This window comes from Microbacterium sp. UFMG61, from assembly GCF_015354505.1.
Lineage (GTDB): Bacteria > Actinomycetota > Actinomycetes > Actinomycetales > Microbacteriaceae > Microbacterium.
The window spans coordinates 13,021-39,112 of sequence record NZ_JACAFP010000001.1; the positions used below are offsets into that span (position 1 = coordinate 13,021).

The 26,092-nt window shown below is 68.6% G+C and carries 29 protein-coding genes; 11 read left to right on the forward strand and 18 right to left on the reverse strand.

The genetic code is table 11. The features are described 5' to 3' along the window. Positions 1-20: 20 nt before the first annotated feature. A complete protein-coding gene (locus IXW21_RS00080; protein WP_194762227.1) occupies positions 21-938 on the reverse strand; it encodes a DUF808 domain-containing protein in 918 nt (305 codons plus the stop codon). Positions 939-1,087: 149 nt separating this feature from the next. Here IXW21_RS00080 and msrB point away from each other — a divergent pair, with 149 nt between their 5' ends. Both msrB and msrA read left to right on the forward strand, forming a co-directional pair. Then, positions 1,088-1,558, forward strand: coding sequence for a peptide-methionine (R)-S-oxide reductase MsrB (gene msrB / locus IXW21_RS00085; protein WP_194762228.1), 471 nt, complete (start codon positions 1,088-1,090; stop codon positions 1,556-1,558). Further along, positions 1,555-2,100 carry a peptide-methionine (S)-S-oxide reductase MsrA gene (gene msrA / locus IXW21_RS00090; protein ID WP_194762229.1) on the forward strand — a complete coding sequence of 182 codons (546 nt, stop codon included), beginning with the start codon at positions 1,555-1,557 and terminating at the stop codon, positions 2,098-2,100. The genes msrB and msrA overlap by 4 nt, the downstream gene beginning before the upstream one ends. Before the next feature lie 6 nt (positions 2,101-2,106). On the opposite strand, the gene IXW21_RS00095 is transcribed toward msrA, so the two are convergent. From IXW21_RS00095 to IXW21_RS00105, 3 genes are all read right to left on the reverse strand, one after another. After that, complete coding sequence (locus IXW21_RS00095) at positions 2,107-2,916, reverse strand: alpha/beta hydrolase (RefSeq protein WP_228528013.1); 810 nt, start codon at positions 2,914-2,916, stop codon at positions 2,107-2,109. A 90-nt stretch (positions 2,917-3,006) separates the two neighbouring features. Next, the gene (locus IXW21_RS00100; protein ID WP_194762231.1) at positions 3,007-4,470 is read right to left on the reverse strand and encodes a catalase; all 1,464 of its coding nucleotides are present in this window, start codon (positions 4,468-4,470) and stop codon (positions 3,007-3,009) included. A 61-nt stretch (positions 4,471-4,531) separates the two neighbouring features. Then, positions 4,532-4,954 carry a Fur family transcriptional regulator gene (locus tag IXW21_RS00105; protein ID WP_194762232.1) on the reverse strand — a complete coding sequence of 141 codons (423 nt, stop codon included), beginning with the start codon at positions 4,952-4,954 and terminating at the stop codon, positions 4,532-4,534. Between the two features lie 115 nt (positions 4,955-5,069). Between IXW21_RS00105 and IXW21_RS00110 the strand changes: the two genes are divergently transcribed. Beyond that, positions 5,070-5,639 (forward strand): hypothetical protein, encoded by a 570-nt coding sequence (locus tag IXW21_RS00110; protein ID WP_194762233.1) that lies wholly within the window; start codon positions 5,070-5,072, stop codon positions 5,637-5,639. Positions 5,640-5,744: 105 nt separating this feature from the next. On the opposite strand, the gene IXW21_RS00115 is transcribed toward IXW21_RS00110, so the two are convergent. The 6 genes from IXW21_RS00115 to cycA all read right to left on the reverse strand — a co-directional run bounded on the left by IXW21_RS00115 (position 5,745) and on the right by cycA (position 11,806). After that, complete coding sequence (locus tag IXW21_RS00115; protein WP_323742121.1) at positions 5,745-6,410, reverse strand: histidine phosphatase family protein; 666 nt, start codon at positions 6,408-6,410, stop codon at positions 5,745-5,747. Positions 6,411-6,544: 134 nt separating this feature from the next. Further along, entirely contained in the window at positions 6,545-7,525 is a 981-nt protein-coding gene (locus tag IXW21_RS00120; protein WP_194762235.1) for a squalene cyclase, read from the reverse strand. 57 nt (positions 7,526-7,582) lie between these two features. After that, positions 7,583-8,512 (reverse strand): J domain-containing protein, encoded by a 930-nt coding sequence (locus tag IXW21_RS00125; protein ID WP_194762236.1) that lies wholly within the window; start codon positions 8,510-8,512, stop codon positions 7,583-7,585. Positions 8,513-8,582: 70 nt separating this feature from the next. Beyond that, complete coding sequence (locus IXW21_RS00130; RefSeq protein ID WP_194762237.1) at positions 8,583-9,236, reverse strand: IMPACT family protein; 654 nt, start codon at positions 9,234-9,236, stop codon at positions 8,583-8,585. 47 nt (positions 9,237-9,283) lie between these two features. Continuing rightward, positions 9,284-10,270: an aldo/keto reductase gene (locus IXW21_RS00135; RefSeq protein WP_194762238.1), complete on the reverse strand. Its 987-nt coding sequence runs from the start codon at positions 10,268-10,270 to the stop codon at positions 9,284-9,286. A 75-nt stretch (positions 10,271-10,345) separates the two neighbouring features. After that, positions 10,346-11,806, reverse strand: a complete 1,461-nt coding sequence (cycA, locus tag IXW21_RS00140; protein ID WP_228528014.1) for a D-serine/D-alanine/glycine transporter — start codon at positions 11,804-11,806, stop codon at positions 10,346-10,348. A gap of 148 nt (positions 11,807-11,954) precedes the next feature. Between cycA and IXW21_RS00145 the strand changes: the two genes are divergently transcribed. Both IXW21_RS00145 and IXW21_RS00150 read left to right on the forward strand, forming a co-directional pair. After that, on the forward strand, positions 11,955-13,427 hold the full coding sequence (locus tag IXW21_RS00145) for an MATE family efflux transporter (protein WP_194762239.1): 1,473 nt from the start codon (positions 11,955-11,957) through the stop codon (positions 13,425-13,427). 130 nt (positions 13,428-13,557) lie between these two features. Then, entirely contained in the window at positions 13,558-13,977 is a 420-nt protein-coding gene (locus IXW21_RS00150) for a hypothetical protein (RefSeq protein ID WP_194762240.1), read from the forward strand. 10 nt (positions 13,978-13,987) lie between these two features. Here IXW21_RS00150 and IXW21_RS00155 read toward each other — a convergent pair whose 3' ends face one another. From IXW21_RS00155 to IXW21_RS00165, 3 genes are all read right to left on the reverse strand, one after another. Further along, positions 13,988-15,697: an AMP-binding protein gene (locus IXW21_RS00155; protein ID WP_194762241.1), complete on the reverse strand. Its 1,710-nt coding sequence runs from the start codon at positions 15,695-15,697 to the stop codon at positions 13,988-13,990. Between the two features lie 170 nt (positions 15,698-15,867). Beyond that, positions 15,868-16,335: an acyl-CoA thioesterase gene (locus tag IXW21_RS00160; protein ID WP_194762242.1), complete on the reverse strand. Its 468-nt coding sequence runs from the start codon at positions 16,333-16,335 to the stop codon at positions 15,868-15,870. Between the two features lie 186 nt (positions 16,336-16,521). Further along, positions 16,522-16,977: an Lrp/AsnC family transcriptional regulator gene (locus IXW21_RS00165; protein ID WP_194762243.1), complete on the reverse strand. Its 456-nt coding sequence runs from the start codon at positions 16,975-16,977 to the stop codon at positions 16,522-16,524. Positions 16,978-17,089: 112 nt separating this feature from the next. On the opposite strand from IXW21_RS00165, the gene IXW21_RS00170 reads away from it, so the two are divergent. Beyond that, on the forward strand, positions 17,090-17,704 hold the full coding sequence (locus IXW21_RS00170; protein ID WP_194762244.1) for a LysE family translocator: 615 nt from the start codon (positions 17,090-17,092) through the stop codon (positions 17,702-17,704). 20 nt (positions 17,705-17,724) lie between these two features. Beyond that, positions 17,725-18,510, forward strand: a complete 786-nt coding sequence (locus tag IXW21_RS00175) for a thioesterase family protein (protein WP_323742122.1) — start codon at positions 17,725-17,727, stop codon at positions 18,508-18,510. 9 nt (positions 18,511-18,519) lie between these two features. Here the strand turns inward: IXW21_RS00175 and IXW21_RS00180 are convergent, their stop codons facing one another. The 3 genes from IXW21_RS00180 to IXW21_RS00190 all read right to left on the reverse strand — a co-directional run bounded on the left by IXW21_RS00180 (position 18,520) and on the right by IXW21_RS00190 (position 20,688). Then, positions 18,520-19,419 carry a helix-turn-helix transcriptional regulator gene (locus IXW21_RS00180; RefSeq protein WP_416361083.1) on the reverse strand — a complete coding sequence of 300 codons (900 nt, stop codon included), beginning with the start codon at positions 19,417-19,419 and terminating at the stop codon, positions 18,520-18,522. A 136-nt stretch (positions 19,420-19,555) separates the two neighbouring features. Further along, positions 19,556-20,029, reverse strand: a complete 474-nt coding sequence (locus IXW21_RS00185; protein ID WP_194762564.1) for a MarR family winged helix-turn-helix transcriptional regulator — start codon at positions 20,027-20,029, stop codon at positions 19,556-19,558. Beyond that, positions 20,029-20,688 carry a GTP cyclohydrolase II gene (locus tag IXW21_RS00190; RefSeq protein WP_194762247.1) on the reverse strand — a complete coding sequence of 220 codons (660 nt, stop codon included), beginning with the start codon at positions 20,686-20,688 and terminating at the stop codon, positions 20,029-20,031. The genes IXW21_RS00185 and IXW21_RS00190 overlap by 1 nt, the downstream gene beginning before the upstream one ends. Before the next feature lie 116 nt (positions 20,689-20,804). On the opposite strand from IXW21_RS00190, the gene IXW21_RS00195 reads away from it, so the two are divergent. Beyond that, positions 20,805-21,824 (forward strand): zinc-dependent alcohol dehydrogenase family protein, encoded by a 1,020-nt coding sequence (locus tag IXW21_RS00195; protein WP_194762248.1) that lies wholly within the window; start codon positions 20,805-20,807, stop codon positions 21,822-21,824. 17 nt (positions 21,825-21,841) lie between these two features. Here the strand turns inward: IXW21_RS00195 and IXW21_RS00200 are convergent, their stop codons facing one another. Then, entirely contained in the window at positions 21,842-22,771 is a 930-nt protein-coding gene (locus tag IXW21_RS00200; protein ID WP_228528015.1) for a DMT family transporter, read from the reverse strand. Between the two features lie 134 nt (positions 22,772-22,905). Here IXW21_RS00200 and IXW21_RS00205 point away from each other — a divergent pair, with 134 nt between their 5' ends. Further along, positions 22,906-23,742 (forward strand): sulfurtransferase, encoded by an 837-nt coding sequence (locus tag IXW21_RS00205; protein ID WP_194762249.1) that lies wholly within the window; start codon positions 22,906-22,908, stop codon positions 23,740-23,742. 16 nt (positions 23,743-23,758) lie between these two features. On the opposite strand, the gene IXW21_RS00210 is transcribed toward IXW21_RS00205, so the two are convergent. Then, complete coding sequence (locus IXW21_RS00210) at positions 23,759-24,661, reverse strand: hypothetical protein (RefSeq protein ID WP_194762250.1); 903 nt, start codon at positions 24,659-24,661, stop codon at positions 23,759-23,761. 309 nt (positions 24,662-24,970) lie between these two features. Between IXW21_RS00210 and IXW21_RS00215 the strand changes: the two genes are divergently transcribed. Next, complete coding sequence (locus IXW21_RS00215) at positions 24,971-25,621, forward strand: acyl-CoA synthetase (RefSeq protein WP_194762251.1); 651 nt, start codon at positions 24,971-24,973, stop codon at positions 25,619-25,621. Beyond that, on the forward strand, positions 25,618-25,971 hold the full coding sequence (locus tag IXW21_RS00220; protein ID WP_194762252.1) for a hypothetical protein: 354 nt from the start codon (positions 25,618-25,620) through the stop codon (positions 25,969-25,971). The genes IXW21_RS00215 and IXW21_RS00220 overlap by 4 nt, the downstream gene beginning before the upstream one ends. Positions 25,972-26,092: the final 121 nt, after the last annotated feature.

Below are 26,092 nucleotides of genomic sequence, written 5' to 3' on the forward strand. Positions count from 1 at the left end.
TTTCCCCCGCGGTGCCGGAGTCAGACGTGCACGTCGGCAGGCGATTCCTCGCCCTCGTGGAAGCTCGGCTTCTTGCCGACCAGGCGACCGATGCCGAGGATGATCCCGACGATGAGAAGACCAGCGATCAGGCCGGCGATGGCCGAGAACAGAGTGTCGCCGATCCAGACGATCACGGCGCCGGCCGGCTCGAGGAAGTGCTCGATGCCGTGCAGGATGTCCTCTCCGAAGTGCACGCCGACCTCACCGAGGTTCACGAGCAGCAGGTGGCCGCCGACCCAGAGCATCGCGACCGTGCCGAGGATGCTGATGAAGCGGAAGACCGCGGGCATCGAGCGCACGATCCGCATGCCGGTGTGGCGCACGCGTGCGACCGGGTTCTTCGCCATCTTCAAGCCGATGTCGTCGATCTTCACCAGCAGTGCGACCGCGCCGTACACGACGCCGGTCATGAGCAGCGCGATCACGGCGAGGATCGCGAGGGTGGTCCAGATGTCGAGCCCCGCCTCGAGGTTCGCGAGAGAGATGAGCATGATCTCGGTCGAGAGGATGAGGTCGGTGCGCACCGCACCCCAGACCAGCTTGTTCTCGTTGCGAGCGCCCTCGTCGGCGTGGCCGTGCTGCACGCCGAACCACTCGAGCACCTTCTCGGCGCCCTCGAAGCACAGGTACGCGCCGCCGAGGATCAGGAGGTACGGCAGCACCCAGGGAGCGAAAGCGGTGAGCAGAAGCGCGATCGGGATGATGATCACGAACTTGTTCGCGAGCGATCCGAGGGCGATCTTCGCGACGACCGGCAGCTCACGTGCAGGAGTGATGCCCTGGACGTACTGCGGGGTCACGGCGGCATCGTCGATCACGACGCCGGCAGCCTTCGCCGAGGCCTTCATCGCCGCGCTGAGAATGTCGTCGACGACGGCGAGCAGTCCAACAGACATGTGCGTCTCCCTGTGGTGTGTGGCTGAGCAACTCTATCGACTGCTCGCAAACTCACAGCGCGCTCACAGTCCCGCGGGACCAAATGGGCGCACTCGGCGGTTGTGCTCTATGACGCCGCAGCCAGCTGCGTCGGACAAGGAGACAGATCATGTCGAACGAGTACAGCAAGACCCCCGGGGCCGTCAGCGACCTCACGCACCTGCAGTACGAGGTCACGCAGGAGGATGCCACCGAGCCTCCGTTCCGCAACGCGTACTGGAACAACCACGACGACGGCATCTACGTCGACGTCGTCTCGGGACAGCCGTTGTTCGCGTCGACCGACAAGTTCGACAGCGGCACCGGATGGCCGAGCTTCACGAAGCCGATCGAGGCCGACGCCGTCACCACCCGCACAGACCGTACGCTGTGGATGAAGCGCACCGAAGCGCGCTCCAGCGGCGCCGACAGCCACCTCGGGCACGTGTTCGACGACGGGCCGCGCGACGCCGGCGGGCTCCGCTACTGCATGAACTCCGCGGCCCTCCGCTTCATCCCGGCTGACAGCCTGGAAGATGAGGGGTACGGTCGCTACCGTCACCTCTTCCCCGCCACCCCCACCTCTGAGGAGCAGTCATGACCGACAACGGAACCATCACCCGCACCCCCGGGACCGAGACCGCCGTGCTCGCCGGCGGCTGCTTCTGGGGCATGGAAGACCTGATCCGCCGCCAGCCCGGCGTGCTCGACACGCGCGTCGGCTACACCGGTGGCCAGAACGACCACGCGACCTACCGCAACCACCCGGGTCACGCCGAGGCCGTCGAGATCGTCTTCGATCCGACCAAGACGACATACCGCGACATCCTCGCGTTCTTCTTCCAGATCCACGACCCGTCCACCAAGGACCGCCAGGGCAACGACATCGGCTCGAGCTACCGCTCGGCGATCTTCCCGCTCAGCCCCGAGCAGGAGTCCGTCGCGCGCGACACCATCGCCGATGTCGACGCCTCCGGTCTGTGGCCGGGCAAGGCCGTCACTACGATCGAGCCCGAGGGCCCGTTCTGGCAGGCCGAGGAAGAGCACCAGGACTACCTGATCAAGTACCCCAACGGCTACACCTGCCACTTCCCCCGCGCGGGATGGGTGCTGCCGAAGCGCGAAGAGAGCGCGACCGTCTGAGTCCGGTCAGGTCGCCGACAGGAACGCCAGCGCGGCTTCCTTGAAGGCGCGGGATCCCGGAGCGTTGAAGTGATTGCGGTCCGGGATCTCGAAAAACTGGCCCTGAGGGGCAGCAGACGACAGCGCGCGGGAGCCTTCGATGATCGCGTCCTTCGATCCGGTGGCGAAGAGCACCGGACTCGACGGAGCGTTCGACGGGTCGGGGTCGATCATCCGTGACGACCGCATCCCCTCGGCCAAGGCGACGAGCGCGCTCAGATCGTTTCCCGGCACACGCTCGGTCAGGGCGATGTAGTTCTGCGTCGTGGGATCGGCGACGGGTGTGCCGTCAGCCAGGTACGCGCGAACCTGGTCGAGATCGAGCCGCGCGAGCGGGATGCCGTCAGGCACGCCGCCGAGCACGGAGCGGCCGATGCGATGGGGCAGGTCGCGCACGACCTCCCAGCCGACGCGAGCGCCCAGTGAGTACCCGACGTAGAACGCCTCGTCGACGAGGTACGCATCCATGACGGTCTCGACGTCGGTCGCGAGGGTGCGGATGCCGTACGCATCCGCCTGATGGGGCTTCTCGCTGAGCCCATGGCCGCGCTGGTCGAGGGCGAGCACCCGGTATCCGGTTTTCGTGAGCTCGCGCACCCACCCGGTGAGAACCCAGGTGTCTCGGGCGCTCGACGCGAAGCCGTGCACGATCACCACCACGGGGGCGTCGAGCTCGCCCCATGTGTACGTCGCGAGGCGGGTGCCGTCAGCGGCGTACACCTGCTGGGGCTCGGGCATGACGGTCAGGTCGGAGAGAGGAACAGCCACGGCATCCATTGTCCTCCTGCTCCGGCGGCGGATACGCCGAGACCCACCGGCCGCGAGGGACGGTGGGTCTCGGCGTGAGCGGATCCGAGGGGATGCGGCTCAGAAGCGAGCGCGCAGCGCCTCACCCAGACCGGCGTCCACGTTCGTCCAGTACTGGAAGAAGCGCTCGCGGATCGCGTCGATCGTGATGCTCCGGCCCTGACCGGTCAGCGTGTCGATGAACCGGGCGCGCGCCTCGTCGTCGAACACCTCACGGTACAGGGTTCCGGCCTGGCCGAAGTCATCGTCGTCCGCGCGCAGGGTCGCCGCGGCGCGCATCAGCTCGCCGTCCGACTCCCAGCTCGCCTCGACACCGGCCGCCGGATCGGCGGTCGGGCCACCGGCGGGGCCGTAGGAGTTCGGCGTGTAGGTGCGGTGCTCGGCCGGGTTGAACCGGTACTGCATCTGGCCCTCGTGCATGTAGTTGCGCGTCTCCGCCGCGTGCGCCTGGTTGACCGGCAGCTGGTTGTAGTTCGCGCCGATGCGGTAGCGCTGCGCATCCGCGTAGGCGAACGCACGGGCCATCAACATCTTGTCGGGCGAGATGCCGGTTCCGGGCACCTGGTTGCCGGGCGAGAACGCCGCCTGCTCGATCTCGGCGAAGAAGTTCTGCGGGTTGCGGTCGAGCGTGAACGTGCCGACCTTGATGCGCGGGTAGTCCTTCTTCGACCACGTCTTGGTGAGGTCGAACGGGTTGAAGCGGTAGGTCTTGCCCTCTTCGTACGTCATGATCTGCACGTAGACGTCCCATGACGGAGCGTCGCCCCGAGAGATCGCGTCGAACAGGTCGCGACGGTAGTAGTCGGCATCCGAACCCGCGAGCTTCTCGGCCTCGGCGGCATCCATCCGCTCGACGCCCTGCTTCGACAGGAAGTGGTACTGCACCCAGAAGCGCTCACCTGCGGCATTGACCCACTGGTACGTGTGCGATCCGTAGCCGTTCATGTGGCGCCAGCTGCGGGGGAGGCCGCGGTCGCCCATCAGGTAGGTGACCTGGTGTGCGGTCTCGGGGGAGAGGGTCCAGAAGTCCCACTGCATGTCGGCGTCACGCAGACCCGAGTCGCCCAGGCGCTTCTGCGAGTGGATGAAGTCCGGGAACTTCATGGCGTCGCGCAGGAAGAACGTCGGGGTGTTGTTGCCGACGATGTCGAGGTTGCCCTCGCTCGTGTAGAAACGCAGTGCGAAGCCGCGCACGTCGCGCCACGTGTCGGGGGATCCCTGCTCACCGGCGACCGACGAGAAGCGCAGCAGCGTCTCGCTCACGGCTCCCGGCTGGAAGGCCGCGGCACGGGTGTAGGCCGAGACGTCTTCGGTGACGGTGAAGGTTCCGAAGGCTCCGCCGCCCTTGGCGTGGGGGTTGCGCTCCGGCACGCGCTCGCGGTTGAACGACGCGAGCTTCTCGACGAGGTAGCGGTCGTGCAGGACCGTGGGGCCGTCTGCGCCGACGGTCAGCGAGTGCGCGTCGCTGGCGACGGGGGTGCCCGTCTGGGTCGTGGTCGCGGGGGTGGTCGATGGGTCGGTCATGTTCTTCTCCTTCTGCGCGCAGTGTCGATCAACCCGGGTTGATTCGGGTGAGCGACGGATGCTACTGCGCGGCGTTCTGGCAACCGGGGCACAGGCCCCAGAAGGTCACTTCGGCTGTCTGGACGGTGAATCCCCCCGCCGAAGACGGGGTGAGACACGGCGCGTCGCCGACCACGCAGTCCACATCGCCGATCGCACCGCACCGGGTGCATACGACGTGATGGTGGTTGTCGCCGATGCGCCGTTCATAGAGCGCTGCGGAGCCTGCCGGTTCGATCCGGCGGAGCAGGCCCGCCGTCGTCAGGTCCGCGAGGATGTTGTGCACCGACTGGATCGAGGTGGTCGGCAGCACGGCGGATACGGCACGGTAGACCCGCTCCGCATCCGTGTGAGGCATGGACTCCATCGCCTCGAGCACCGCCACGCGGCCTGCGGTCGCCCGCAGTCCCGCGTCGCGAAGCGCGGAGTCGAAGTTGGTGTCCATGCCTCCACCGTACCCGTGTTTTGAACAACTAAAAAGAACGGGTGGTCAGTGGGCGTTTCGTCGCTGCCCGGCCCTGAGGGGTTGCATCGATCGAGCATCTCCGTAGCGTGGAGGGATGGAGACGACACGGAGGGCGATCGCCATAGGGACGCTCGCGACGGCAGCGGTGCTGCTGGTCGGATGCACGAGCGGGGGAGTGGATGCCGGCGGAGAGGGCTCGCCGACGCCGTCGCCCTCCGCGTCGGTGACCCTGACGGCGACCCCCACCCCGACCCCGAATCCGAGTGTCAGCGCGGAAGCGGCCGAGTTGCCGATCCCGCCGGACGAGATCACCGAATGGGCGAAGTCGGCGGTTCCGAGCACGGAGGACGACGCGTACACCGCCGGCTTCTCGGGCTGGATGAGCGCGAGCAGTGCCGCCCACCACACGACGGATCTGCGGTCTGTGGAGCCCGGCTCGTATCAGGCGCAGCTGGCCTGCCGGGGAGAGGGCACGATCTCGGTCGTCGCCGGCGAGCTGACGGATGACCTGGATGTCACCGGTATCCCTGGTGCGGAGCCGATCGCGTGCACGAACTCGACCATCGCCTTCGACATCACCACGGCCGAGACCGGAATGCGCATCGAGCTCGACCTCGACGGCGCCCCCACGATCTACGCGGTCTCGGTGCTGCGGGTCAGCTGATCAGCCGCGTCGCTGTGCGTTGCTCGGAAGGGCAGTTCGGTATCGGCCTCGGATGTCTCAGGCCTCGGATGTCTCAGGCCTCGGATGTCTCAGGACTGGGCGCCCTCAGGACTCGGATGGTGCGAGCGGCAGCTCGAGTCCGTAGTTCCAGGACAGGATCGCGGGCTGCTCGCGGTAGAAGCTCAGCACCGACACCGAACCGGCGTCGAGCGAGATCTGCGCACCGAACCGCGGCGCGAGCCGCAGGTACACCGCCGTGAGGATGCGCAGGAAGTGGCCGTGTGCGACCAGGGCCACGTCGCCCTCGACGAGCACGGGCATCACGCGGGTCAGCACGCGCGACGCGCGGGCGGCGACCTCCTCGACCGTCTCCCCCGGAGTCTCGCCGCGGATCACTCCGTGGGTGAAGGCGCTCCAGTCGTACCCGAGCTCGGCGCGGATGTCCTTCGTCGTGCGCCCCTCGTATCCGCCGTAGTCCCACTCGACGAGCAGCGGATCGACCTCGGCACGGAGCCCTGCGAGTTCGGCCGTGCGCCTCGCGCGCTCGAGCGGCGAGGACAGCACGAGTGAGAAGTCGTAGTCGGCGACGAGGCGTCCCGCGCCGCGGGCGAGGTCTTCGCCCCGGGGCGTGAGCGGGATGTCGGTGAGACCGGTGTGCAGCCCCGCCTTCGACCACTCCGTCTCGCCGTGGCGCAGCAGCACGAGCTTTCCCGAGGGGTTGTCGGGGGCTGGACGGTCGGGAAGCTGGTCGTACACAGGGAGCGCAGGCACATCGCCACCGTAGTCCGCGCCAGCTCTCCAGGCTTTCGAATCGCGCACTTTGCAAGAACCCATCCCCGTCTGTTGCAAGGTGCGCGATTCGAAAGAAGCAAAAGAAGGGCGAGCCGTCACGTCCGGGTGATGGATCACGCGTCGGGGAGGGAGCGGCCTTCGGCCCAGTCGAGGACTCGCGTGCCGATCAGAGTGAGCCAGCGCGACGGGTCGCCCTCGGCGACGTCGACGGGGAACCAGGTCCGTCCCGGCAGCGGCGGGCCCTGGAGCCAGGTCCCGTCTGCCTGGCGCGCCGCGCGCACGAGTCCGACGGCGGGCTCGATCCGCGGGTCGGGAGCGGTTCCGTCGGTGCGTGACGCGTCGCGGAAGTAATCGAGCGCCGTCAGTGCGCTGTACCGATACCTGCTCGGGTAGACGAAGTGGGTCACGAACCCATCGACGAGCTCGCCGGTGGACGCGCGGAACACCAGCTGCCTGCGCAGAAGGTACTCCTCGCCGGCGTGCCGGGTGGACTGCAGCGAGGTGTCGCCGGTCGACTGCTCGTAGAAGAGCATCCCGCGCAGCGCATTGAGCGTCGAGTGGAACGACGATCGCACCGAATCTCCCTCTTCGGCCTCGCAGTTCCAGCCGCCGTCGTCGAGACGATGCTCGGGGAACCATCGCACGAGCCGCGAGACGTCGGCTCCGAGCCATGCCCCGTTCGCAAGGGTGAACGCGTTGATGCACACGTCGACCTCGCCGCCCCAGAAGGGCATGTCGTCGTACTCCCACCGGCAGTTGCGTTCGAGGCGCTCAGCCGTGTCACTGAGAGCCTGCGCGGGGACCCCCCATTCCCGCAGCTGATTCAGCGACCAGCTCGTGGCCGTCCACGGTTGTCCCGGCTGCTCGGCCTCGTCGGACTCGAAGAAGCCGCCGGGGAAGTGCGCGCCACCGGCCCAGCGTCCGTCCGGGTCCTGCGCGGCGAGGAGCGCGGCCCCGAATCCCTCCGCCGCGACTCGGGCGCGCGTCGCCTGCCACACGGCATCCTCGGCGCCGAGCAGATCGCGTTCGGCCTGCCAGCGCACGGCCGGATCAGCATCGAGCAGCCACGACATCGTCGCCTCGGTCGTCGTCATGCGTGCAGGCTACTCCGGTCGACTCGGGGCCGGGAGTCCCTGGCCGGCGCGGATCACTCAGACGAAGGTGACGGTCTGCTGCAGGCGCGTGCGCACGTCGAACAGCTCGTTGCCGCCGATCGCACGGGCACCGGGCACGCCCTGACGCAGCACCATCGCCAGAGCACTGCGGCGCACGACCACGACCGGCACGCCGCGGCTGCTGCCGAGCGGGGTGACCGCCTGCGACAGATCGTCGTCGGGCAACACCATGATGACGCCGCCGAACTTGACGCGCGCCGCCTTGGCGACAGACCGCATGCGCGAGAGCGCCGCGGTGACGGGTGCTCTCGTGCCGAGGCTGGGGCCGGTGATCTCGCCGCGGCGGAATCCGACGACGCCGCCGAAGTCCTCCGACATCACCGCGTACAGACCCGACGGGCTGAGCACCACGTGGTCGAGCTTGTCGTCGGCATCCGCGCCGGTCGCGACGTCGTGCCACACCGTGAACCCCATGCCGAGCGCGCTCACGGTGCGCGCGGTCGCCTCTTCGGCGAGGGCGTCGGCGAGCAGTCGGCGCAGATCCCGCGGAGCGGAGCGCACCAGCGCGGGGTCGTATGGATCCGGCACCTCGACGCCGCGGCCGGCCCACTCGCGGATCAGCACCAGGTAGCGCTCGCGGCGCCATCCGCCGGGATGCCCGTAGGAGCGGGCGCGAGGCCGGGTGTCGGTGCGCGTGGCGGTCTGCGGTCGCCATCCGCTCGACGCGGAGTCGGTCTGGATGCCGGGATGCACCCCGCTGCGGCGATCGTAGGCTGCGCGGTCCTCGGGGGTGCCGACGAGCTCCCAGGCACGCTGCACCTGGATGAAGACCGCCGCGTCGCCGCCCGTGTCGGGGTGCGTCTGCCGCAATCTGAGGCGGTATGCGCGGCGCAGCTCGGCGTCGTCGACCGTGGCGTCCACACCGAGGATCTCGTAGGCAGAAGCCGAGAGCGGGCTGTCGAACATCGCTCTCCTTCCGAGATCGCGGCATCCAGAATATCCGGCTGCTGTTGTGGATCAGCCGTGGCGGTCGGGATCAGGCGGACACGTCGACGATGCGCTCGCCGCCGATCACCGGCACGACGGCTCCGGCGGAAGCCGCCGCGATGTCATCCGCGAGGCGGTCGAGCTGCTCGGCCGGAACCCATGCCTCGAGCGTCGCCAGCGCTCCGTATCGAGGTTCGCCGAGTGTCGCGCCGTGATGCAGCACCCAGTCGCGAAGCAGGTTGTCGAAGCGCCCCGCATCCGCGTGCGAGACGTCGATCGTGACCTGCGTGAGCGACCGTCGACGCACGAGCGCCGCCAGATCGAGCGCCTGAGAGACCGCGGTGGAGTACGCACGCACCAACCCGCCGGCACCGAGCTTCACCCCGCCGAAGTAGCGGGTCACGACCGCCACGAGATCTGTCAGCTCACGCCGCCGAAGCACCTCGAGCATCGGCACCCCCGCGGTGCCCGAGGGCTCGCCGTCATCGGATGACCGCGCCTGGTCGCCGAGAAGACCCGTCACCATCGCGGTGCAGTTGTGCCGCGCATCCCACCACTGCCTGCGGACCCGGGCGATCACCGCATCCGCATCCTCGACGGAGGCGACCGGCTCGACGGTGGCGATGAACCGTGACTTCTTGATGATGATCTCGTTCTGCACCGGGACGGCGATCGTGGCCGGGTAGCTGCGGGCGGAGGTCATCCGCCTCAGACTACCCAGCCGCGCAGACTACTCAGCCGCGTGCCGGCTCACTTGTCGACGAACGACATCTGCTGCGGGTTGTACCTGTCGCCCTGCACGCCGACGCGCGCCGCGAGCTGGTCGAGATCGGCGACCTCGTCGGCCGACAGCGGAACCGCCGACGAACCCGCGTTCTCGGCGATGCGCGAGGTGCGTCGCGTGCCCGGGATCGGCACGATCCACGGCTCTCGGGCGAGCAGCCACGCGAGAGCGATCTGGCCGGGCGAGGCGTCTTTCGACGCGGCGAGGTCCGCCACGTGTGCGACCAGCGCCTCGTTCGCCGAGCGGTTCTCCTCGCTGAAGCGCGGGATCGTGCCGCGGATGTCGCCCTCGCTGAACGAGGTGCTCCGGTCGACCGTTCCGGTGAGGAAGCCCTTGCCGAGAGGGCTGAACGGCACGAAGCCGATGCCGAGTTCGCCGAGCACGGGAAGGACCTCGGACTCGGGGTCGCGCGTCCACAGCGAGTACTCGCTCTGCAGTGCCGTGACCGGCTGTACCGAGTGCGCGCGGCGGATCGTCGAGGCGGATGCTTCGGAGAGACCGAAGTGACGCACCTTGCCCTCGGCGATCAGCTCGGCGACCGTGCCGGCGACGTCTTCGATCGGCACATCGGGGTCGACGCGATGCTGGTAGAACAGGTCGATCACGTCGGTGCGCAGGCGCCCGAGCGACTCTTCGGCGACGCGACGTATCTGCTCGGGACGACTGTTCAGGCCGACGCTCGTGCCGTCTTCGATGCGCCAGCCGAACTTCGTCGCGATCACGACCTGATCGCGGATCGGCTCGAGGGCCTCACCGACGAGCTCCTCATTGACATAGGGGCCGTAGACCTCCGCCGTGTCGAAGAACGTCACGCCGAGGTCGAGCGCCGACCGCAGCACGGCGATCATCTCGTCGCGCGTGCCGGGGTTCGGGCCGTAGCTCTGCGACATGCCCATGCAGCCGAGGCCGACAGCGGAGACTTCGAGGCCCTGTCCGAGTGTGCGAGTGTGCATCAGGTGTCCTTTCGTTGTGCCTGACGCTACGCCGGTGGGCACGCACGAGGGAGGGCCTGTCGGAACCTCCCTTCGCTACTCGGCGGACTCGTCGCGCAGGTACGCGATGTGCTTCGCGTGCCGCGTCAGATGGTTCTGCGTCCTCCGCACGAAGAACCAGGCCACGAGCAGAAGAGCGAACCAGATCGGCGTCACCAGCAGCGCGGTCAGCGTGTCGGGCTGGGTCGTCAGTGCCCAGAGGATGAACACGAAGAACGCGAGCACCACGTAGACCATGAAGACCCCGCCCGGCATCCGGAACGTCGAGGCCGCGACCTTCTCGGGGCGACCGCGCCGGTAGGCGAGGTAGCTGCAGAGGAAGATCGTCCAGACGAACATGAAGCACACGGCCGAGACCGTCGTGACCATGTCGAACGCCGTGCCGATGTCTTCACCTGCGTAGAGCAGCACGACGCCCGAGAGCAGCAGGATGCACGACAGGAACAGTGCGTTCTGCGGCACCCGGCGCTTCGACAGCCGACCGAAGATGCGCGGGGCATCGCCGTCCTGAGCGAGGCCGAACACCATGCGCGAGGTCGAGTAGATGCCCGAGTTCGCGCTCGACATCGCCGAGGTCAGCACGACGAGGTTCACGACGGTCGCCGCGATGCCGAGGCCCGCGAGGGCGAACATCGCGATGAAGGGGCTCTCGCCGGCGACGTACTCGGTCCACGGCGTGACCGCCATGAGGATGACGAGCGCGCCGACGTAGAAGAGCAGGATGCGGATCGGGATCGCGTTGATCGCCTTGGGCAGGTTCTTCTCGGGATCCTTGGTCTCGGCGGCCGCGGTGCCGACGAGCTCGACGCCCACGAACGCGAAGACGGCGATCTGGAAGCCGGCCACGAAGCCCATGAAGCCGTGCGGGAACATGCCGCCGTGCGACCACAGGTTCGCGAAGCTGGCGGTGCCCGCGTCGTGCTGGAAGCCGGTGATGATCATCACGAGGCCCGTGATGATGAGCGCGACGATCGCGACGATCTTGATCAGTGCGAACCAGAACTCCATCTCACCGAAGGCGGCGACCGTGGGAAGGTTCAGCGCGAGCAGGATGACGATCACGAGAAGCCCGGGGATCCACAACGGGATGCCGGGGAAGAGCGCATCCGTGTAGCCCGCGATCGCGATCACGTCGGCGACTCCGGTGACGACCCAGCAGAACCAGTACGTCCAGCCGGTGAAGAACCCGGCCCAGGGGCCGAGCAGGTCGCTCGCGAAATCGCTGAACGACTTGTACTTGAGGTTCGACAGCAGCAGCTCGCCCATCGCCCGCATGACGAAGAAGAGCATGAAGCCGATGATCATGTAGACGAAGATCACCGAGGGGCCGGCGACCGAGATCGTCTTGCCGCTGCCCATGAAGAGGCCGGTGCCGATCGCTCCGCCGATCGCGAGCAACTGGATGTGGCGGTTGCTCAGCGCACGCTTCAGGTGCTGCTCGTCTCCGTCGGCGGTCCCACCCACCCCGACGGTATCTCCGGTCTTCTCTGTGGTCATCGATCGAACCTCCGGTGTCCGTGCCGCGACCCGCTGCGGCATCCTTCCGACCGTACTTCCCGATCGGCTCTACCGGTTAACCGAATCGATTCGATATCCTGGAACCCTCCCCCGATCCTGCCCCGAGTCTCTGCGAGCCGCTTCCCCCATGGCCACCTCCCTCACCACGGGCCGCCCGTGGCGTGTCATCCTGTCGTTCTCGATCCCGCTGCTGCTCGGCAACGTCGTGCAGCAGATGTACCAGTTCGCCGACGCCGTCGTCGTCGGACGACACCTCGGCGTCCAGTCCCTCGCCGCCGTCGGTGCGACGGGAAGCCTGCTCTTCCTTCTCATCGGCTTCGCCTGGGGTCTCACGAGCGGTTTCGCGATCCCGATCGCACAGGCGTTCGGCGCCGGCGATGCCGCGGGTGTGCGCCGCTCGGTCGCGACGGGCGTGATCCTGACCGGCATCACGAGCGTCGTCCTGACGATCGCCGCGCCGCTGATCGCGCGCCCGGTGCTCGAGCTGCTGCAGACGCCGTCGGAGCTCATGACCGAGGCGACGATCTTCACGCAGATCAGCTTCATCGGCGCGAGCGCGACGATGTTCTTCAACTACCTCTCCGCGATCATCCGCGCCATCGGCGACTCGCGCACGCCGCTGATCTTCCTCACCGTATCGTGCGTCCTGAACGTCGGCCTGGTGGTGCTCATGGTCGGCCCGCTCGAGTGGGGGGTCGGCGGTGCTGCCATCGCGACCGTCGTCGCCCAGGCGGTGTCCGTGATCCTCTGCCTCGAGTTCGTCCGGCGCCGCCTGCCGATCCTGCACCTGCGCCGCGTCGACTGGCAGGTCACCCGCGACGACATCCGTGAGCACCTTCGTCTCGGTCTGCCGATGGGCTTCCAGGCCTCGATCATCGCGATCGGCACTCTGGCCGTGCAGGTGGCGCTGAACACGCTCGGTGCCGATGCGGTCGCCGCCTACACGACGGCATCCCGCGTCGACGGGCTCGCCGTGGCCTTCCTCTCGTCGCTCGGTCTCGCGGCCTCGATGTACGCGGCGCAGAATCTCGGCGGACGCCGCCCCGACCGCATCCGCCGGGGTGTCATCGAGGGCACCTGGATGGCGGTGATCACGGGGGCTCTGCTCGGGGTGATCATCATCGCCTTCGGCACCCCGATGGTGCGCCTGTTCATCGGCGAGGGATCCGACGACGTCGTCGAGCTCGCGCACCTCATGCTGATCATCAACGGCTGCGGCTACTGGATGCTCGGCATCCTCTTCGTGCTCCGCGGCGCGCTGCAGGGGCTGGGGCACACGCTGGTGCCCACGGTCACGGGCGTGATCGAGCTGGTGATGCGCGTGGGTGCCGCGGTGGTGCTCGGTGCGCTCATCGGCTTCGCGGGCGTCGCGCTCAGCAACCCGCTCGCCTGGCTCGGCGCGATCGTGCTGCTCGTGCCCGCCTACATCCGGGCGCACCGCGCGCTCGGGGCCATGCCCGTCGAGCCGCTCGAGGCGACCGAGACCTCGGCCATCGCGATCGTCGGGCCCACCGACGGGTCGATGGTCGTCGACGCCGTGATCACCCAGTCGGTGCCGGTGGTACGCGGCTCGCGTTTCGCGTGGTTGAAGCGCCGCTGAACGACTCGTCACGGTTGGGGAACATCATCCTTCAGATGGATGCCGTGTCACCCGATACTTCGTAATCTTGGTGATGCGGAGATACCGCTGACGGGGGGTCGTCATGACGTCATCGAGGATGGCACACGAGTTGGCAGCATTCCTGGTTCCACTGGGAATCATCGGAGCCGCAGTCGCCGTGCTGTGCGCGGTCATCGCGGGCATCGCGATCGCACGGGGTGCCGGAGGCCTCGCGGGGGGAGCGGTGGGTCTGTGGATCCCCGCCACCGTGCTGAGCCTGACCGCATCGTTCGCGCACGAGTGGACTCCGCTCATCGTGGCGGGTGCCGCGCTGGTGGGCATGCTCGTGGTCGGCACCGTACTGCGGGTGATCATCGGTTCCGCCGCATCGCGTGCGGCTCTGCATCCGGCGACGGCAGCGGCGGAGATCACGCCGATCTCCACAGCGTCGAGTGCCGTGTCGACGGCGACGTCTCACGCGCCCGCGACCGTCACGCCCCGTGTCGCAGCGTCGACGAGCACCGGCAGCGTGCCGGCGCTCGCGAGCTGAGACCGTCGACTCAGCGGTAGTCGCGGTCCCGGTGCTGCCCGGCGTCATCGCCTGATGCCACCCGCGCGGACTCTCGCGCGCGCAGCTCGACACGACGGATCTTGCCCGAGATGGTCTTCGGCAGCTCGGGAACGAACTCGATGAGGCGCACCCAGAGGTGCGACGACAGTCGGTCGTGCGCGTACGCGAAGATCGACCGCGCCGCCTCGGATTCGGCCTCGGCAGCGTCCGGCCGCAGGCACACGTACGCCTTCGGCACCGCGAGGCGCGTCGGGTCGGGACTCGGGATCACCGCCGCCTCGATCACGAACTCGTGCTCGAGAAGCACCGATTCGAGCTCGAACGGGGAGATCTTGTAGTCGGATGCCTTGAAGACGTCATCCGCCCGGCCGATGTAGGTGAGGTAGCCCTCGTCGTCTCGCACCGCGATGTCGCCGGTGTGGTGGTAGCCGCCCACCCGCGACTCGGCGGTCTTCTCGGGGTCGTCGTAGTACCCGGCCATGAGGCCGACCGGCGGCTGCGCGAGGTCGAGTGCGATCTCTCCCTCGGCATCCGCGACCTCGCCCGTGGCGGGGTCGAGCAGCACGACCGGGTAGCCCGGCAGCGGGCGGCCCATCGAACCGACCTTGACCGTCTGCCCGGGGGAGTTGCCGATGCAGGCCGTCATCTCGGTCTGCCCGAATCCGTCGCGGATCGTGCCGCCCCAGGCGTCGCGCACGCGGTCGATGACCTCGGGGTTCAGCGGCTCGCCCGCGCCGACGAGCTCGCGCGGCGGGTGGGTCAGTCGACCCAGATCCGCCTGGATCAGCATCCGCCACACCGTCGGCGGGGCGCAGAACGTCGAGACGTGATGCGTGTCCATGACCTGCATGAGGGTGTTCGCATCGAAGCGGTCGTAGTTGTAGACGAAGACGGTCGCCTCGGCGAGGAACGGGGAGTAGAAGCTCGACCAGGCGTGCTTCGCCCACCCCGGCGACGAGATGTTCAGGTGCACGTCATCAGGACGAACACCCAGCCACCACATGGTCGAGAGGTGCCCGATCGGGTACGACACGTGCGTGTGCTGCACGAGCTTGGGGCGATTGGTCGTGCCGCTCGTGAAGTACAGCAATGCGGTGTCGTCGGCGGGTGTCGGAGCATCCGGCTCGAACGCGGTCGGTGCGCTCGATGACTCGTCGAAGCGGCTCCAGCCCGAGGGGATGCCGTCGCCCACGCCGATGCGCAGCACGTCGGCGTCGATGTCGGCGATGCGCTCGGCCAGGCCGCCGGTCGTCACGATCGCGCGAGCCCTGCCGTGGTCGACGCGGTAGGCGAGGTCAGATGCCGAGAGCAGCGTCGAGGTGGGGATCGACACCGCGCCGATCTTGGTGATCGCGAGCATCACCTCCCACAGCTCGATCGTGTTGCCGAGCATCACGATCAGGTGGTCGCCGCGTCGGATTCCGAGCGAGGTGAGCCAGGCGGCGACCTGGTCGGAACGCGCGGAGAGCTGACCGTACGACCACGACTCGAGGCTGAGATCGGCGGACACGATCTGCACGGCAGGGCGGTCCGGCGTCTCGCCGGCGATCACGTCGAACCACTCGAGTGCGAAGTTGAACTCGGCGGGCTTCGGCCAGGAGAATCCATCGCGTGCCGCGGCGTAGTCGGTGGCGTTCGCGAAGAGGAAATCGCGCATCTCGCGGATCGCGGTGGTGGCTGCGGTGGCGGTGCGACTCATTCGGGGCTCCCTTGCTCGGCGGACGCACTCCATCCTCGCACCGGGTGCGGGCGCCTGGCCCCGCGCGCTCCGAAGGACTTGTCACGCATCGAAGGACGTGATCCGGCGTGCGCTCCTTCGCTGCGCGAGTTCTCCTTCCGAACGGGGCGCCGAGATGTCCGCAGGCCGACCTACGGCAGGCGGATGGTCCCCGTCGCGATGCGCTCGGTCGGCATCCGGTCGCGGTTGTAGGTGATCTCGTTGTAGCCGTGCGGGGTGGGGACGCCGTCTTCGTCGAGGCTGACGAACACGATCTTGTCGATCGTGAGGATGCGCTTGCGCGTGATCATGTTGCGGGCGACGGCGCGCATCGTGAGCGACGTGCGCCCGAAGTGGGTCGCCTGCAGGCCGATCTCGATCAGATCGCCCTGCACGGCCGACGCCTCGAAGTTGATCTCCGAAATGTGCTTGGTCACCGCGCGGTAGTTGCCCAGCTGCACGATCGCGTAGATCGCCGCCTCCTCGTCGATCCACTTCAGCAGGCTGCCGCCGAACAGCGAGCCGTTCGCGTTCAGGTCTTCCGGCCGCACCCACTTGCGGGTGCGGAAGTTGATGCCGTCTTCGGACCACTGCCACTCGGGTGTCTTCTGCTTCGCCATGCCTCGAGGGTAGAAGCGTCATGAGTCGGCGGTGTTACGGGTGCACATCCGTGCACGTCGATTTCGAGGCACTGCGAGGTCAGAAAGGCACCCAGTTCGGCCCGCGCGGGGGCTCTTTCGACCCCGGGTGCTTTTCTGAACCCGCGTACGACATCATCGGGGCACCACCAGAGCATCACCGGAGCATCAGCCCAGCGGTAGGGCACCGTCGTCGACGACCTTGCGCATCACGAGCGTCGAGCTGACCCGCTGCACGCCGGGGAGAGCGGTGAGCTGCTCGTCGTACAGACGCTGGAAGTGCTCGAGGTCTGCGGCGACGACGCGCAGCAGGTAGTCGGGGTCGCCGAACAGGCGGTGCGCCAGGGTGATGTTCGGGATGCGGGTCACGGCCTCCTCGAACGGGATGATCGAGTCGCGGTTCGCCTCTTTCATCGTGACGAAGACGAGGGTCTCGAATCCCAGCCCGAGGGCCTGGGCAGACAGGGTCGCGTGGTAGCCGGTGATGACTCCGGAGCGCTCCAGCTCGCGCAGTCGGCGGTGACAGGGAGACACGCTGAGCTGCACGCGCTCGGCGAGCTCGGTGATGCTCAGGCGCCCATCACGCTGCAGCTCGGCAAGAATCTTCCGGTCGATCGCATCCATGAAGAAGATTCTTGCGCAGAACGGCTCCGACCGTGCAAACAACGCAAACACCTTCCGCCGCTTCCTTCCTAGAGTTGCCCTCGCACCGCAGGACCGACGAAAGAGAACAGCCATGGCACCCACCGCGATCACCGCCTTCTGGGGTGTCTCGATGCTGTTCGTCGTCACCCCCGGGGCCGACTGGGCGTTCGCGATCTCGGCAGGGTTGCGCCGTCGAGCAGCTCCCGCAGTGCTGGGGATGCTGTCGGGCCACGTGCTCGCCGTGCTCATCGTCGCCGCGGGCGTCGGAGCGCTCGTCGCCCGGTACCCGCTCGCCCTCACCGTGCTGACGGTGGCCGGGGCGCTCTACCTGGTGTGGCTCGGCATCGGCACCCTCCGCACGCCCGCCGTCGTCCGCGAGGGCGCGGAACTCGTCGAGGCATCGCCGGGACGATGGATGCTCAAGGGGTTGGGCATCAGCGGATTGAACCCGAAGGTGACCCTGCTGTTCCTCGCGATCCTCCCGCAGTTCACCGCGGCCGACTCGTCCGTGCCGCTCGGGGTGCAGATCGTGGTGCTCGGCGCCGTGCACCTGGTGGGCTGCGCGGCGGTGTACTTCGCGGTCGGTTTCGGCGCCGGCGCCGTTCTCGGTGCCCGTCCCGCGGCCGCGCGCGCGGTGAGCATCGTCTCGGGCGTGGCCATGATCGTGATCGGCATGGTCCTGCTCGTCGGACAGCTCGTGCGATGACGACGTTCTACGATCCGAGGGTGACCGCATACTTCGAGCGCCTCTCCGACACCGCCTTCCGCGCCACGGAGGCCGTGCAGGGAGCCTGGAACACGTCCGAGCAGCACATCGCGCCGACCATCGGACTGCTGGCGCACCTCGTCGAGGTGCACCGCGATGCGCGGCGCGACGACGCGCTGGTCCTGGCCCGCGTCTCGTACGACATCCTCGGGGTGCTCCCGATCGATGTGGTCGATGTCGAGATCCGTGTGCTCCGACCGGGGCGCACGATCGAGCTCGTCGAGGCGACGCTGAGTCACGCCTCAAGGCCCGCGGTGATCCTCCGAGCCTGGCTGATGCAGACCGCCGACACGGCATCGATCGAAGGCGGCGCGCTGCCCGTGATGCCGCCCCTCGACGCGCACGCCGACTGGCAGGCGGGTGCGGTGTGGCCCGGCGCATTCGTGCGCTCGGGTGACTTCCGCCACCGCGAGGACGAGCCGGGTCGCGCCTCCGCGTGGGTGCGCCCCCATCACCCGCTGCTCGCCGATGAGCGGGTCAGCCCGACGGCACGCGCCCTCGGCGTCGTCGACCTCGCCAACGGCATGACTCCGCGAGTGCCGATCGGCTCGGCTTTCTTCCCTAACGTCGACCTCACCGCCCATCTGTTCCGCGAACCCGACGACGGATGGATCGGCCTCGACACGACCGTGACGTTCGGCGCCAACGGGGTCGGAATCACGCACTCCGTGCTCAACGACGCCTCGGGCCCGTTCGGCACGTCGGTGCAGAGCCTGACCGTGCGACCGGTCGCACTGCGGGACTGAGCGCAGTCGTCAGGCCTCGGCGCGATCCGACACCGCGGAGTCGGTGCCGGAAGACGCGGATGCCGCAGCATCCGTCGCCGCCCAGCTCGCGAGCATCCGCAGCTTCTCCTCGGACGCTGACCCCGGCTCCGCCGTGTAGGTCGACATCTGAAGCCCGGGGTCGGCCGGCAGCTCGAACGCCTCGTAGGTGAGTTCCATCTCGCCGACGACGGGGTGGTTGATGCGCTTGACCCCGCTGCGGTGGAAGCGCACGTTGTGCGCGGCCCACAGGGTGCGGAAGCGCTCGCTCCGGGTCGACAGCTCGCCCACGAGATCGGTGAGCGTGCGGTCGAACGGGTTGCGCCCGGCCTCGCCGCGCATCGCGGCGACGAGCTCCTGGGTGTTGCGCTCCCACTCCGGGTAGAACTCCTGCGCCGCCGGATCGAGAAAGGCGAAGCGGGCGCTGTTGGGAACCGGAGTCGTGAACAGCGGGGCGTAGAGCGCGCGGCCCAACGCGTTCGCGGCGAGATAGTCGAAGTAGTTGTTCCGCACGATCGCGGGCGCCTCGGTCATCGCGTCGAGCAGGCGCAGGATGCTGGGCCGCAGCGTCTCGACCTTCTTGCGCGGCTTGCGGGCGACCGGTGACGCGTTGGCCGTGCGGGCGAGGTCGAACAGATGCGCCGTCTCGGCTTCGTCGAGCTGCAGGGCGCGGGCGAGTGAGTCGAGCACGCTGTCGGAGACTCCGGACAGGTCACCGCGCTCGAGTCGGGTGTAGTAGTCGACGCTGACGCCGGCGAGCAGCGACACCTCTTCGCGCCGGAGCCCCGGAACGCGGCGGTTGCCGCCGTATGCGGGCAGGCCTGCCTGATCGGGGGTGATGCGGTCGCGCCTCGACGAGAGGAATTCGCGCACCTCGTTGCGGGTGTCCATGACTTCGACGGTACGCCCCCGCGCGGCACGAAGGGAGGTACTGGTGGACTCTCCCTCAGCGTGGATCATTCCGCGCACAGTGGAGGCATGACCATGAACATCACACTCAACAACGGCATCGAGATCCCCGCCTGAGCTAGAGAGCCGCGGTCACACCCGGGAGCAGCTTGGCCGCGATCGCGCCGAGCTGCTCCCGCTCGGCGTCGGTGAGCGGATCGAAGATCAGTTCACGGATCTGTGCGACGTGCACGGGGGCCGCCCCGCGCAGCAGCTCGCGGCCGGCATCCGTCAGCGCGGCTGTCAGCGTGCGCTTGTCGCTGCTGCACGAGGTGCGGGCGACCCAGCCGCGCTCCTCGAGAGAGTCGATCGCGTGACTGAGCCTCGAGCGGCTGAGCCCGGCGATCTGCGCGAGCTCGGTCATCGGGATCGGTCGGTCGTCCTGCCCGGCCAGCGAGACGAGGATCGCGTAGTGCGCGTGCTTGAGTCCGGTCTCGGCCTTCAGCGCGCGGTCGAGCACCTGCGGCAGCAGCTGCACGAAGCGGATGGTGGGCAGCCAGGTCTGCATCTCGGTGTCATCGAGCCGCCGGTCGTTCACCACCTGCGCGTTCATCACGCGGCGGAGAGATCGAGCGTGTGCGAGGTGTGGTCGCGCTTGGCCTCGAGGTAGCGGTGGTTCGCGTCAGACAGGTGCACGCCGGTGCGCACCTGCTCGGTGACGCGGATGCCGAGGGATTCGAGCTGCGCCGCCTTGTCGGGGTTGTTGCTCAGCAGGCGGATGCTGTCGGCACCCACCGCCTGCAGCATCTGCGCCGCGACGGTGTAGTCGCGCTCGTCCTCGCCGCGCCCGAGCGCCACGTTCGCCTCATACGTGTCGAGGCCCGAATCCTGCAGCGCGTAAGCGTCGAGCTTGGCGTACAGGCCGATGCCGCGACCTTCCTGGCGCAGGTAGAGCAGGAATCCGCCCTCCTCGGCGATGCGCTCGACGGCTTCCCGCAGCTGCGGACCGCAGTCGCAGCGCTCGGATCCGAACACGTCACCGGTCAGGCATTCGCTGTGCGGGCGCACAAGCGGAGCATCCCCGCCGTCGGCCGCACGGTCGAGCGCGCCCTTCCAGTCGCCGAGGCCGAGCAGCAGGTGCTCGCGCCCGTCGATGAGGCCGTCGAACGTCACGACATCTGCGGCGGTGGAGAACCCGTCGGCGAAGCGCATCGGCACGCGAACGCGCGTGCGCTCGGTGGCGACCGGAACGACGGTTGAAGTTTCAATCATGTGGGGTGAAACGCGGGCCGCCGGAGTCTATTCCCGTGAAAGGAGTTTTATCAGAACCTCCCGAGCCGGCTCGATGAGGCGTTGACTGGAGTCACAAGACCGAAGGAGCACCACTCATGCGTGGAGTAGTCATGTACGCCCCCGGCGACGTTCGCGTCGAGGATCGCGAGAAGCCGACCATCACCCGTCCGACCGATGCCGTGATCCGGATCGCCGCGACCTGCATCTGCGGATCCGACCTCTGGCCCTACCGGGGCGCGAACGAGGTCGACCACGACCCGATGGGTCACGAATACGTCGGCATCGTCGAGGAGATCGGCGCCGAGGTGAAGACCGTTAAGGTCGGCGACTTCGTCGTCGGGTCGTTCATGGCCTCGGACAACACCTGCGAGATCTGCCAGGCCGGATACCAGTCGCGCTGCGTGCACGTCGTGCCGATGGGTCGCTACGGCACACAGGCCGAGTACTCGCTGATCCCGCACGCCGACGGCACGCTCGTGGCGACGCCGGGGCAGCCCGACGCCGATCTGATCCCGTCGCTGCTCGCGGCATCCGACGTGCTGGGCACCGGCTGGTTCGCGGCCGTCGCCGCCGAAGTGGGCCCGGGCAAGACCGTGGCGGTCGTCGGTGACGGGGCGGTGGGTCTGCTCGGCATTCTCGCCGCGCGTGAGCTCGGCGCCGAGCGGATCATCGCGATGAGCCGTCACGCCGACCGCCAGGCGCTCGCCCGCGAGTTCGGCGCGACCGACATCGTCGAGGAGCGCGGAGACGAGGGCGTGGCCCGCATCAAGGAGCTCACGAACGGGCTCGGCGCGCACTCGGTGATCGAGGCGGTCGGCACGCAGGAGTCGATGATGCAGGCGATCCGCGCGACCCGACCCGGCGGTCACGTCGGGTACGTCGGCGTCTCGCATGATGTCGCGCTGCCAGGTGAGGAGCTCTTCCTCTCGGGGGTGCACCTGCACGGCGGCCCGGCTCCGGTGCGCCGCTTCCTTCCCGAGCTGATCCAGCTCATCTGGGACCGCAAGATCGACCCCGGCACGGTGTTCGACCTCACGCTTCCGCTCGAGGAGGCCGCCGAGGGCTACCGCGCCATGGACGAGCGCCGCGCCACCAAGGTGCTGCTCACGGTGTGAGCCGGACCTCCGGGCCGCTACTCCGGCGGAGGAGCTGGGGCCGGCTCCGATTCGGGAGCCGGTTCCTGCTCGCGGCGGCGCACGAGCTTGAGCTCGCTGGCCAGGATGCCGAGCACGACGAGCGCGCCGCCGATCAGCGCCGTGACCGGCAGGCGTTCGCCCGCGATGCGCCCGATCGCCGCTGCCCACACCGGCTCACCCGCGTAGATGATCGTGGCGCGGGTCGGCGATACCGACTTCTGCGCCCAGTTCATCGTGAGCTGGATGATGCAGCTCGCCGCCCCGAGCCCGACCGCGCAGCCGACCCAGATCCAGGAGAACTCGGGCAGCCCCTCGCCGACCACCGGCATCGTCAGGATGCCGAGCACGCCCGCGGTGAGCAGTTGGATGATCGTGATCCGGCCGAGGTCGATCCTGCCGGCGAACACGCTGATCAGGATGATCTCGGCCGCGATCGGCAGCGTGCTGATCATGGTGAGGATCTCGCCCGACCCCAGCGTGAGGGCGAACGCGTCGGGGCCGGCGATGAGCATCAGCCCGACGAAGGCGAGCCCGGCGCCCACGAATGCCATGGCCGGCGGTCGCTTGCGGAACACCGCCCACTGGGCGAGAGGCACGAGCGGGATGTACATCGCGGTGATGAAGGCAGAGGTGCTGGAGTCGATGGTCTGCAGCCCGACGGTCTGCAGGCCGTAGCCGAGATAGATCATGACGCCGATCGCGACGCCCGCACCGATGTCGCGCCAGCGGATGCCACGCAGCACGCGCCGGAAGATGACGACGCTGATCAGACCGGCGACCAGGAAGCGGATGCCGACGAAGAACCAGGGTCCCGAGTGCTGCATCGCCCAGTGCACGAGCAGGAACGTGCTGCCCCACACGGCCGTGACGGCGATGAGGGCGACCTCCTGACGGCGCAGGCTCATCCAGCGGAATCGAGTGGACATGCTGTCCTTTCCCGACGCGGCCCGGACGAGCTTATCGCCGCCTGTCTCGCCGTTCGAATCGCGCACTGTGCAGATGATGACGGTGGAAAACTGCCAAGTGCGCGATTCGAACGCCGTCTCGATAGCCTCGCACCATGAGCAACTTCGTGAGCGTCGACGAACTGAACGAGCTGCGGGCGTCGGAGACGCCGGTCCGGGTGATCGACGTGCGTTGGCGACTCGACCGCCCGGACGGTCACGCCGACTACCTCGAGGGCCACATCCCCGGAGCGGTCTACGTGCCCCTCGACACCGAGCTGGCCACGCACGGCGAGCCGTCGGAGGGCCGGCATCCGCTTCCCTCGACGCAGACGCTGCAGGATGCCGCGCGCCGCTGGGGTGTGAACCAGGGCGAGGTCGTCGTGGCCTATGACGACAGCAAGGGGCTCAGCGCCTCGCGTGCGTGGTGGCTGCTGCGGCAGGGCGGAGTCGACGTGCGCGTGCTCGACGGCGGCATCCGCGCCTGGACGGCGGCCGGGCTCCCGGTCGCGACCGACGACGTGCAGGTCGAACCCGGCGACGTGGTGCTCGACGAGATCGGCGGAGACGCGATCACGATCGACGAGGCGGCCGCGTTCCCGGCATCCGGTGTTCTGCTCGATGTGCGGGCTCCGGAGCGGTACCGCGGCGAGCACGAGCCGCTCGACCCGATCGCGGGGCACATTCCGGGCGCCCTCAACGTGCCGATGGCCGCTCACCTGAGCGCCGAGGGCAAGATCCTCGACGTCCACACTCTGCAGGCGACCTTCGCGGCCGTCGGCGTCACCGAGGGCACGCCGGTGGCGGCCTACTGCGGCTCGGGCATCACCGCGGCGCACACCGCGCTGGTGCTCGACGAGGCGGGTATCGAGGCCAAGGTCTTCCCCGGCTCGTGGAGCCAGTGGTCGAACACGCCAGGCCGTGCGGTGGCCCTGGGGGAACAGCCGGGATGACGGTCAGGTCGCTCGTTCAGCGACCGTCGTCGTAGCTCCAGCTGATCCCGAGAGCACCGGGTCCGAACGCCCGGCGCACCTGATGGATCGAGGTGCGCCCGCCCAGGTCGAGGATCGTCGTCTCCGCGCCGTTCGGCGTCTCGACGCGCTCCTCGATGCGGTCGGGCAGCGCATCCGGGTGGAATCGCGTCCACACCAGGAGCTCGCGGCTCTGTCGTGCCAGCGCGTGGCCGGTCTCGCGCTGCGGCGGGTACCCGGGCGGGTACTCGACCGACCACTCGACCATCGCCGTGTCGGGCGCGGTCAGCGGCACCTCGAGCTCGAACAGCACTCCGTGGACCTCGCCGTTCGGGTGCGAGTACCGCGCGGCGATCCGCCCGCCCGAGACCGCCTCGATGAACGGCGCCGGGGTGCTCTCGCCGGGAGTCAGTTCGAGGAAGGGGATCGCGTCGATGGTGCCGACCGTGGACTGCACGATGCTCCGCGTCAGGGACCGGCAGACGTTGCCCGCCTCGTCGACATCGGTCACCGAATGGGTGGTGAGTTCGCGAGAGGTGTCGGGGTACTCGGCCCCGAGCGCCGCGAACGCCTCCATCACCGCACGTTCGAGTTCCTCCTCGTCGAGGGGGAACTGGTTGGGCCCCAGCGGTCCGGTGCGGTTGGTCGCCCCGAGCAGTGCGGTCAAGGCGCCGCGTTCCAGGCCGAGCAACTCCTCGATGTCGCTGAGGGCCGCCATCGACTGCACGCCCTCGGGGCGCCGCGCGCCGGAGCGCCAGTAACTGAGTGTCGCCATCGAGACGCTGTTGCCGCGGATGCGCAGGAGCTCGTGGAGCCGGGCGAGCGTCAGCCCGCGCGCGTTGATGGCATCGCGGAAGGAACCGGAGAAGGCGTCCGCCGCCCTCCGGATCCCACTTTCCATACTCGTCACAGCACCCCTCCGGTATGTGAAGAAACGAGCCCTAGAGTGAGCTTACGACCACACCGGCGCTCCGTAGGGGACGAGGCGCTGTTTCTGGGGTCCAAGGGTTGTACCGCCGCAAGCAGGGTGCCCGACCTTGTGAGCGGTCACGACCCGACGCAGTGCCGCCCCCGTCGCTGCGTTTGTCGCGGGGCCTGACGATCGATCTGGGGAGATCCGTCGGGCCCCGCGAACAACTCCTCCGCGTCGGCATCCACCCAGCGCCCCCGCGTAGACTGGGGGGAACACCCCGGAGGACTCTGGATCGTCATGTCTGCCCCTGCCCGCGCGTTCACCGCGCGCCACGTCCAGCTGCTGCGCGCGCTCTTCGCCGCGGCCGCCGCCGTGATGATCACGTTCTCGCCCGACCATTCCGCGGCCGTGGGACTCTCTGTCTTCAGCGGCTTCGTGCTGACCACCGCACTGGTGATGATCGTCGCCGTCTGGCTCGTGTTCCCGGCGGGTCAGCGCTGGCCGTGGGTCGTGCTCGCACTGCTCGGCTTCGCCGCCGGCATGACCGCGGGCGTTCCCGTCTGGCGCACGGATGACATGTTCTTCATCGTCGTGATCGCCTGGGCGGCCACGACGGGACTCGTGGAGCTGATCGTGGGTCTGCGTGCACGCCGCGCGGGCGACATCACCGCGCGTGACTCCATCACGGTCGGCGCCCTCGGGCTGCTGCTCGCGGTGGTGCTGATCGCGATCCCGGCCGGCTTCGTGCAGCCCTACGCCATCGAGGGCGCGGGCGACTTCGTGCTCACCGGCATCATTCTCGGAGTCGGCATGTTCGGCGGATACGCGGCGATCGTCGCTGTCTTCCTCGGCATCGCCGGACTCACCCCGAAGCACGCGGACGCCGTCGATGTCGCCGCCGCCAATGACGTGAGCCCCGCGCCCGTCGACCACGGAGGAGACCGATGAGCGACGAGAAGCCCACCCGCAGCGACATCCTGCGCCCGCTGCACCTGCTCGGCATCGCACTGGCCTGCGGCATCTTCGCCGCCATCGTCACGCTCGTGTCCACCGGCGCCTTCACGTCGCGCGTCAACGCGGCGATCGCGAACGGCACCTACGACGGCCTGACCCCGATCGCACTCGGCCTGGTGGTGGGCGGCGGCGCGTTCATCGTGACGCTGCTGATCCTCGCGATGCTGATCCTCGTCGTCGACCCGGCCGACGTCACCAAGACGGTCGACCGCCCCGTGCTCTACGACCCCGAGACGCCGGACGAGCCGGACTCGGGCGCGACGGGACGCACCACCTCCTCCTGAGCCGGCCCCGCCCGCGACGCCGTATTCAGCCGAGGTCGATCGTGCACCGGAATCGAGGGATTCGGGTGCATGACTGACCCCGCTCGAGCCGGGGATACGCAACTGACCCCGCTCGAGCCGT

Bases quoted from the DNA above. Each gene is read 5' to 3' on its own strand.
- IXW21_RS00080 (WP_194762227.1), bottom strand. From the start codon at position 938: ATGTCTGTTGGACTGCTCGCCGTCGTCGACGACATTCTCAGCGCGGCG.
- msrB (WP_194762228.1), top strand. From the start codon at position 1,088: ATGTCGAACGAGTACAGCAAGACCCCCGGGGCCGTCAGCGACCTCACG.
- msrA (WP_194762229.1), top strand. From the start codon at position 1,555: ATGACCGACAACGGAACCATCACCCGCACCCCCGGGACCGAGACCGCC.
- IXW21_RS00095 (WP_228528013.1), bottom strand. From the start codon at position 2,916: ATGGATGCCGTGGCTGTTCCTCTCTCCGACCTGACCGTCATGCCCGAG.
- IXW21_RS00100 (WP_194762231.1), bottom strand. From the start codon at position 4,470: ATGACCGACCCATCGACCACCCCCGCGACCACGACCCAGACGGGCACC.
- IXW21_RS00105 (WP_194762232.1), bottom strand. From the start codon at position 4,954: ATGGACACCAACTTCGACTCCGCGCTTCGCGACGCGGGACTGCGGGCG.
- IXW21_RS00110 (WP_194762233.1), top strand. From the start codon at position 5,070: ATGGAGACGACACGGAGGGCGATCGCCATAGGGACGCTCGCGACGGCA.
- IXW21_RS00120 (WP_194762235.1), bottom strand. From the start codon at position 7,525: ATGACGACGACCGAGGCGACGATGTCGTGGCTGCTCGATGCTGATCCG.
- IXW21_RS00125 (WP_194762236.1), bottom strand. From the start codon at position 8,512: ATGTTCGACAGCCCGCTCTCGGCTTCTGCCTACGAGATCCTCGGTGTG.
- IXW21_RS00130 (WP_194762237.1), bottom strand. From the start codon at position 9,236: ATGACCTCCGCCCGCAGCTACCCGGCCACGATCGCCGTCCCGGTGCAG.
- IXW21_RS00135 (WP_194762238.1), bottom strand. From the start codon at position 10,270: ATGCACACTCGCACACTCGGACAGGGCCTCGAAGTCTCCGCTGTCGGC.
- cycA (WP_228528014.1), bottom strand. From the start codon at position 11,806: ATGACCACAGAGAAGACCGGAGATACCGTCGGGGTGGGTGGGACCGCC.
- IXW21_RS00145 (WP_194762239.1), top strand. From the start codon at position 11,955: ATGGCCACCTCCCTCACCACGGGCCGCCCGTGGCGTGTCATCCTGTCG.
- IXW21_RS00155 (WP_194762241.1), bottom strand. From the start codon at position 15,697: ATGAGTCGCACCGCCACCGCAGCCACCACCGCGATCCGCGAGATGCGC.
- IXW21_RS00160 (WP_194762242.1), bottom strand. From the start codon at position 16,335: ATGGCGAAGCAGAAGACACCCGAGTGGCAGTGGTCCGAAGACGGCATC.
- IXW21_RS00165 (WP_194762243.1), bottom strand. From the start codon at position 16,977: ATGGATGCGATCGACCGGAAGATTCTTGCCGAGCTGCAGCGTGATGGG.
- IXW21_RS00170 (WP_194762244.1), top strand. From the start codon at position 17,090: ATGGCACCCACCGCGATCACCGCCTTCTGGGGTGTCTCGATGCTGTTC.
- IXW21_RS00180 (WP_416361083.1), bottom strand. From the start codon at position 19,419: ATGGACACCCGCAACGAGGTGCGCGAATTCCTCTCGTCGAGGCGCGAC.
- IXW21_RS00185 (WP_194762564.1), bottom strand. From the start codon at position 20,029: ATGAACGCGCAGGTGGTGAACGACCGGCGGCTCGATGACACCGAGATG.
- IXW21_RS00190 (WP_194762247.1), bottom strand. From the start codon at position 20,688: ATGATTGAAACTTCAACCGTCGTTCCGGTCGCCACCGAGCGCACGCGC.
- IXW21_RS00195 (WP_194762248.1), top strand. From the start codon at position 20,805: ATGCGTGGAGTAGTCATGTACGCCCCCGGCGACGTTCGCGTCGAGGAT.
- IXW21_RS00200 (WP_228528015.1), bottom strand. From the start codon at position 22,771: ATGTCCACTCGATTCCGCTGGATGAGCCTGCGCCGTCAGGAGGTCGCC.
- IXW21_RS00205 (WP_194762249.1), top strand. From the start codon at position 22,906: ATGAGCAACTTCGTGAGCGTCGACGAACTGAACGAGCTGCGGGCGTCG.
- IXW21_RS00210 (WP_194762250.1), bottom strand. From the start codon at position 24,661: ATGGAAAGTGGGATCCGGAGGGCGGCGGACGCCTTCTCCGGTTCCTTC.
- IXW21_RS00215 (WP_194762251.1), top strand. From the start codon at position 24,971: ATGTCTGCCCCTGCCCGCGCGTTCACCGCGCGCCACGTCCAGCTGCTG.
- IXW21_RS00220 (WP_194762252.1), top strand. From the start codon at position 25,618: ATGAGCGACGAGAAGCCCACCCGCAGCGACATCCTGCGCCCGCTGCAC.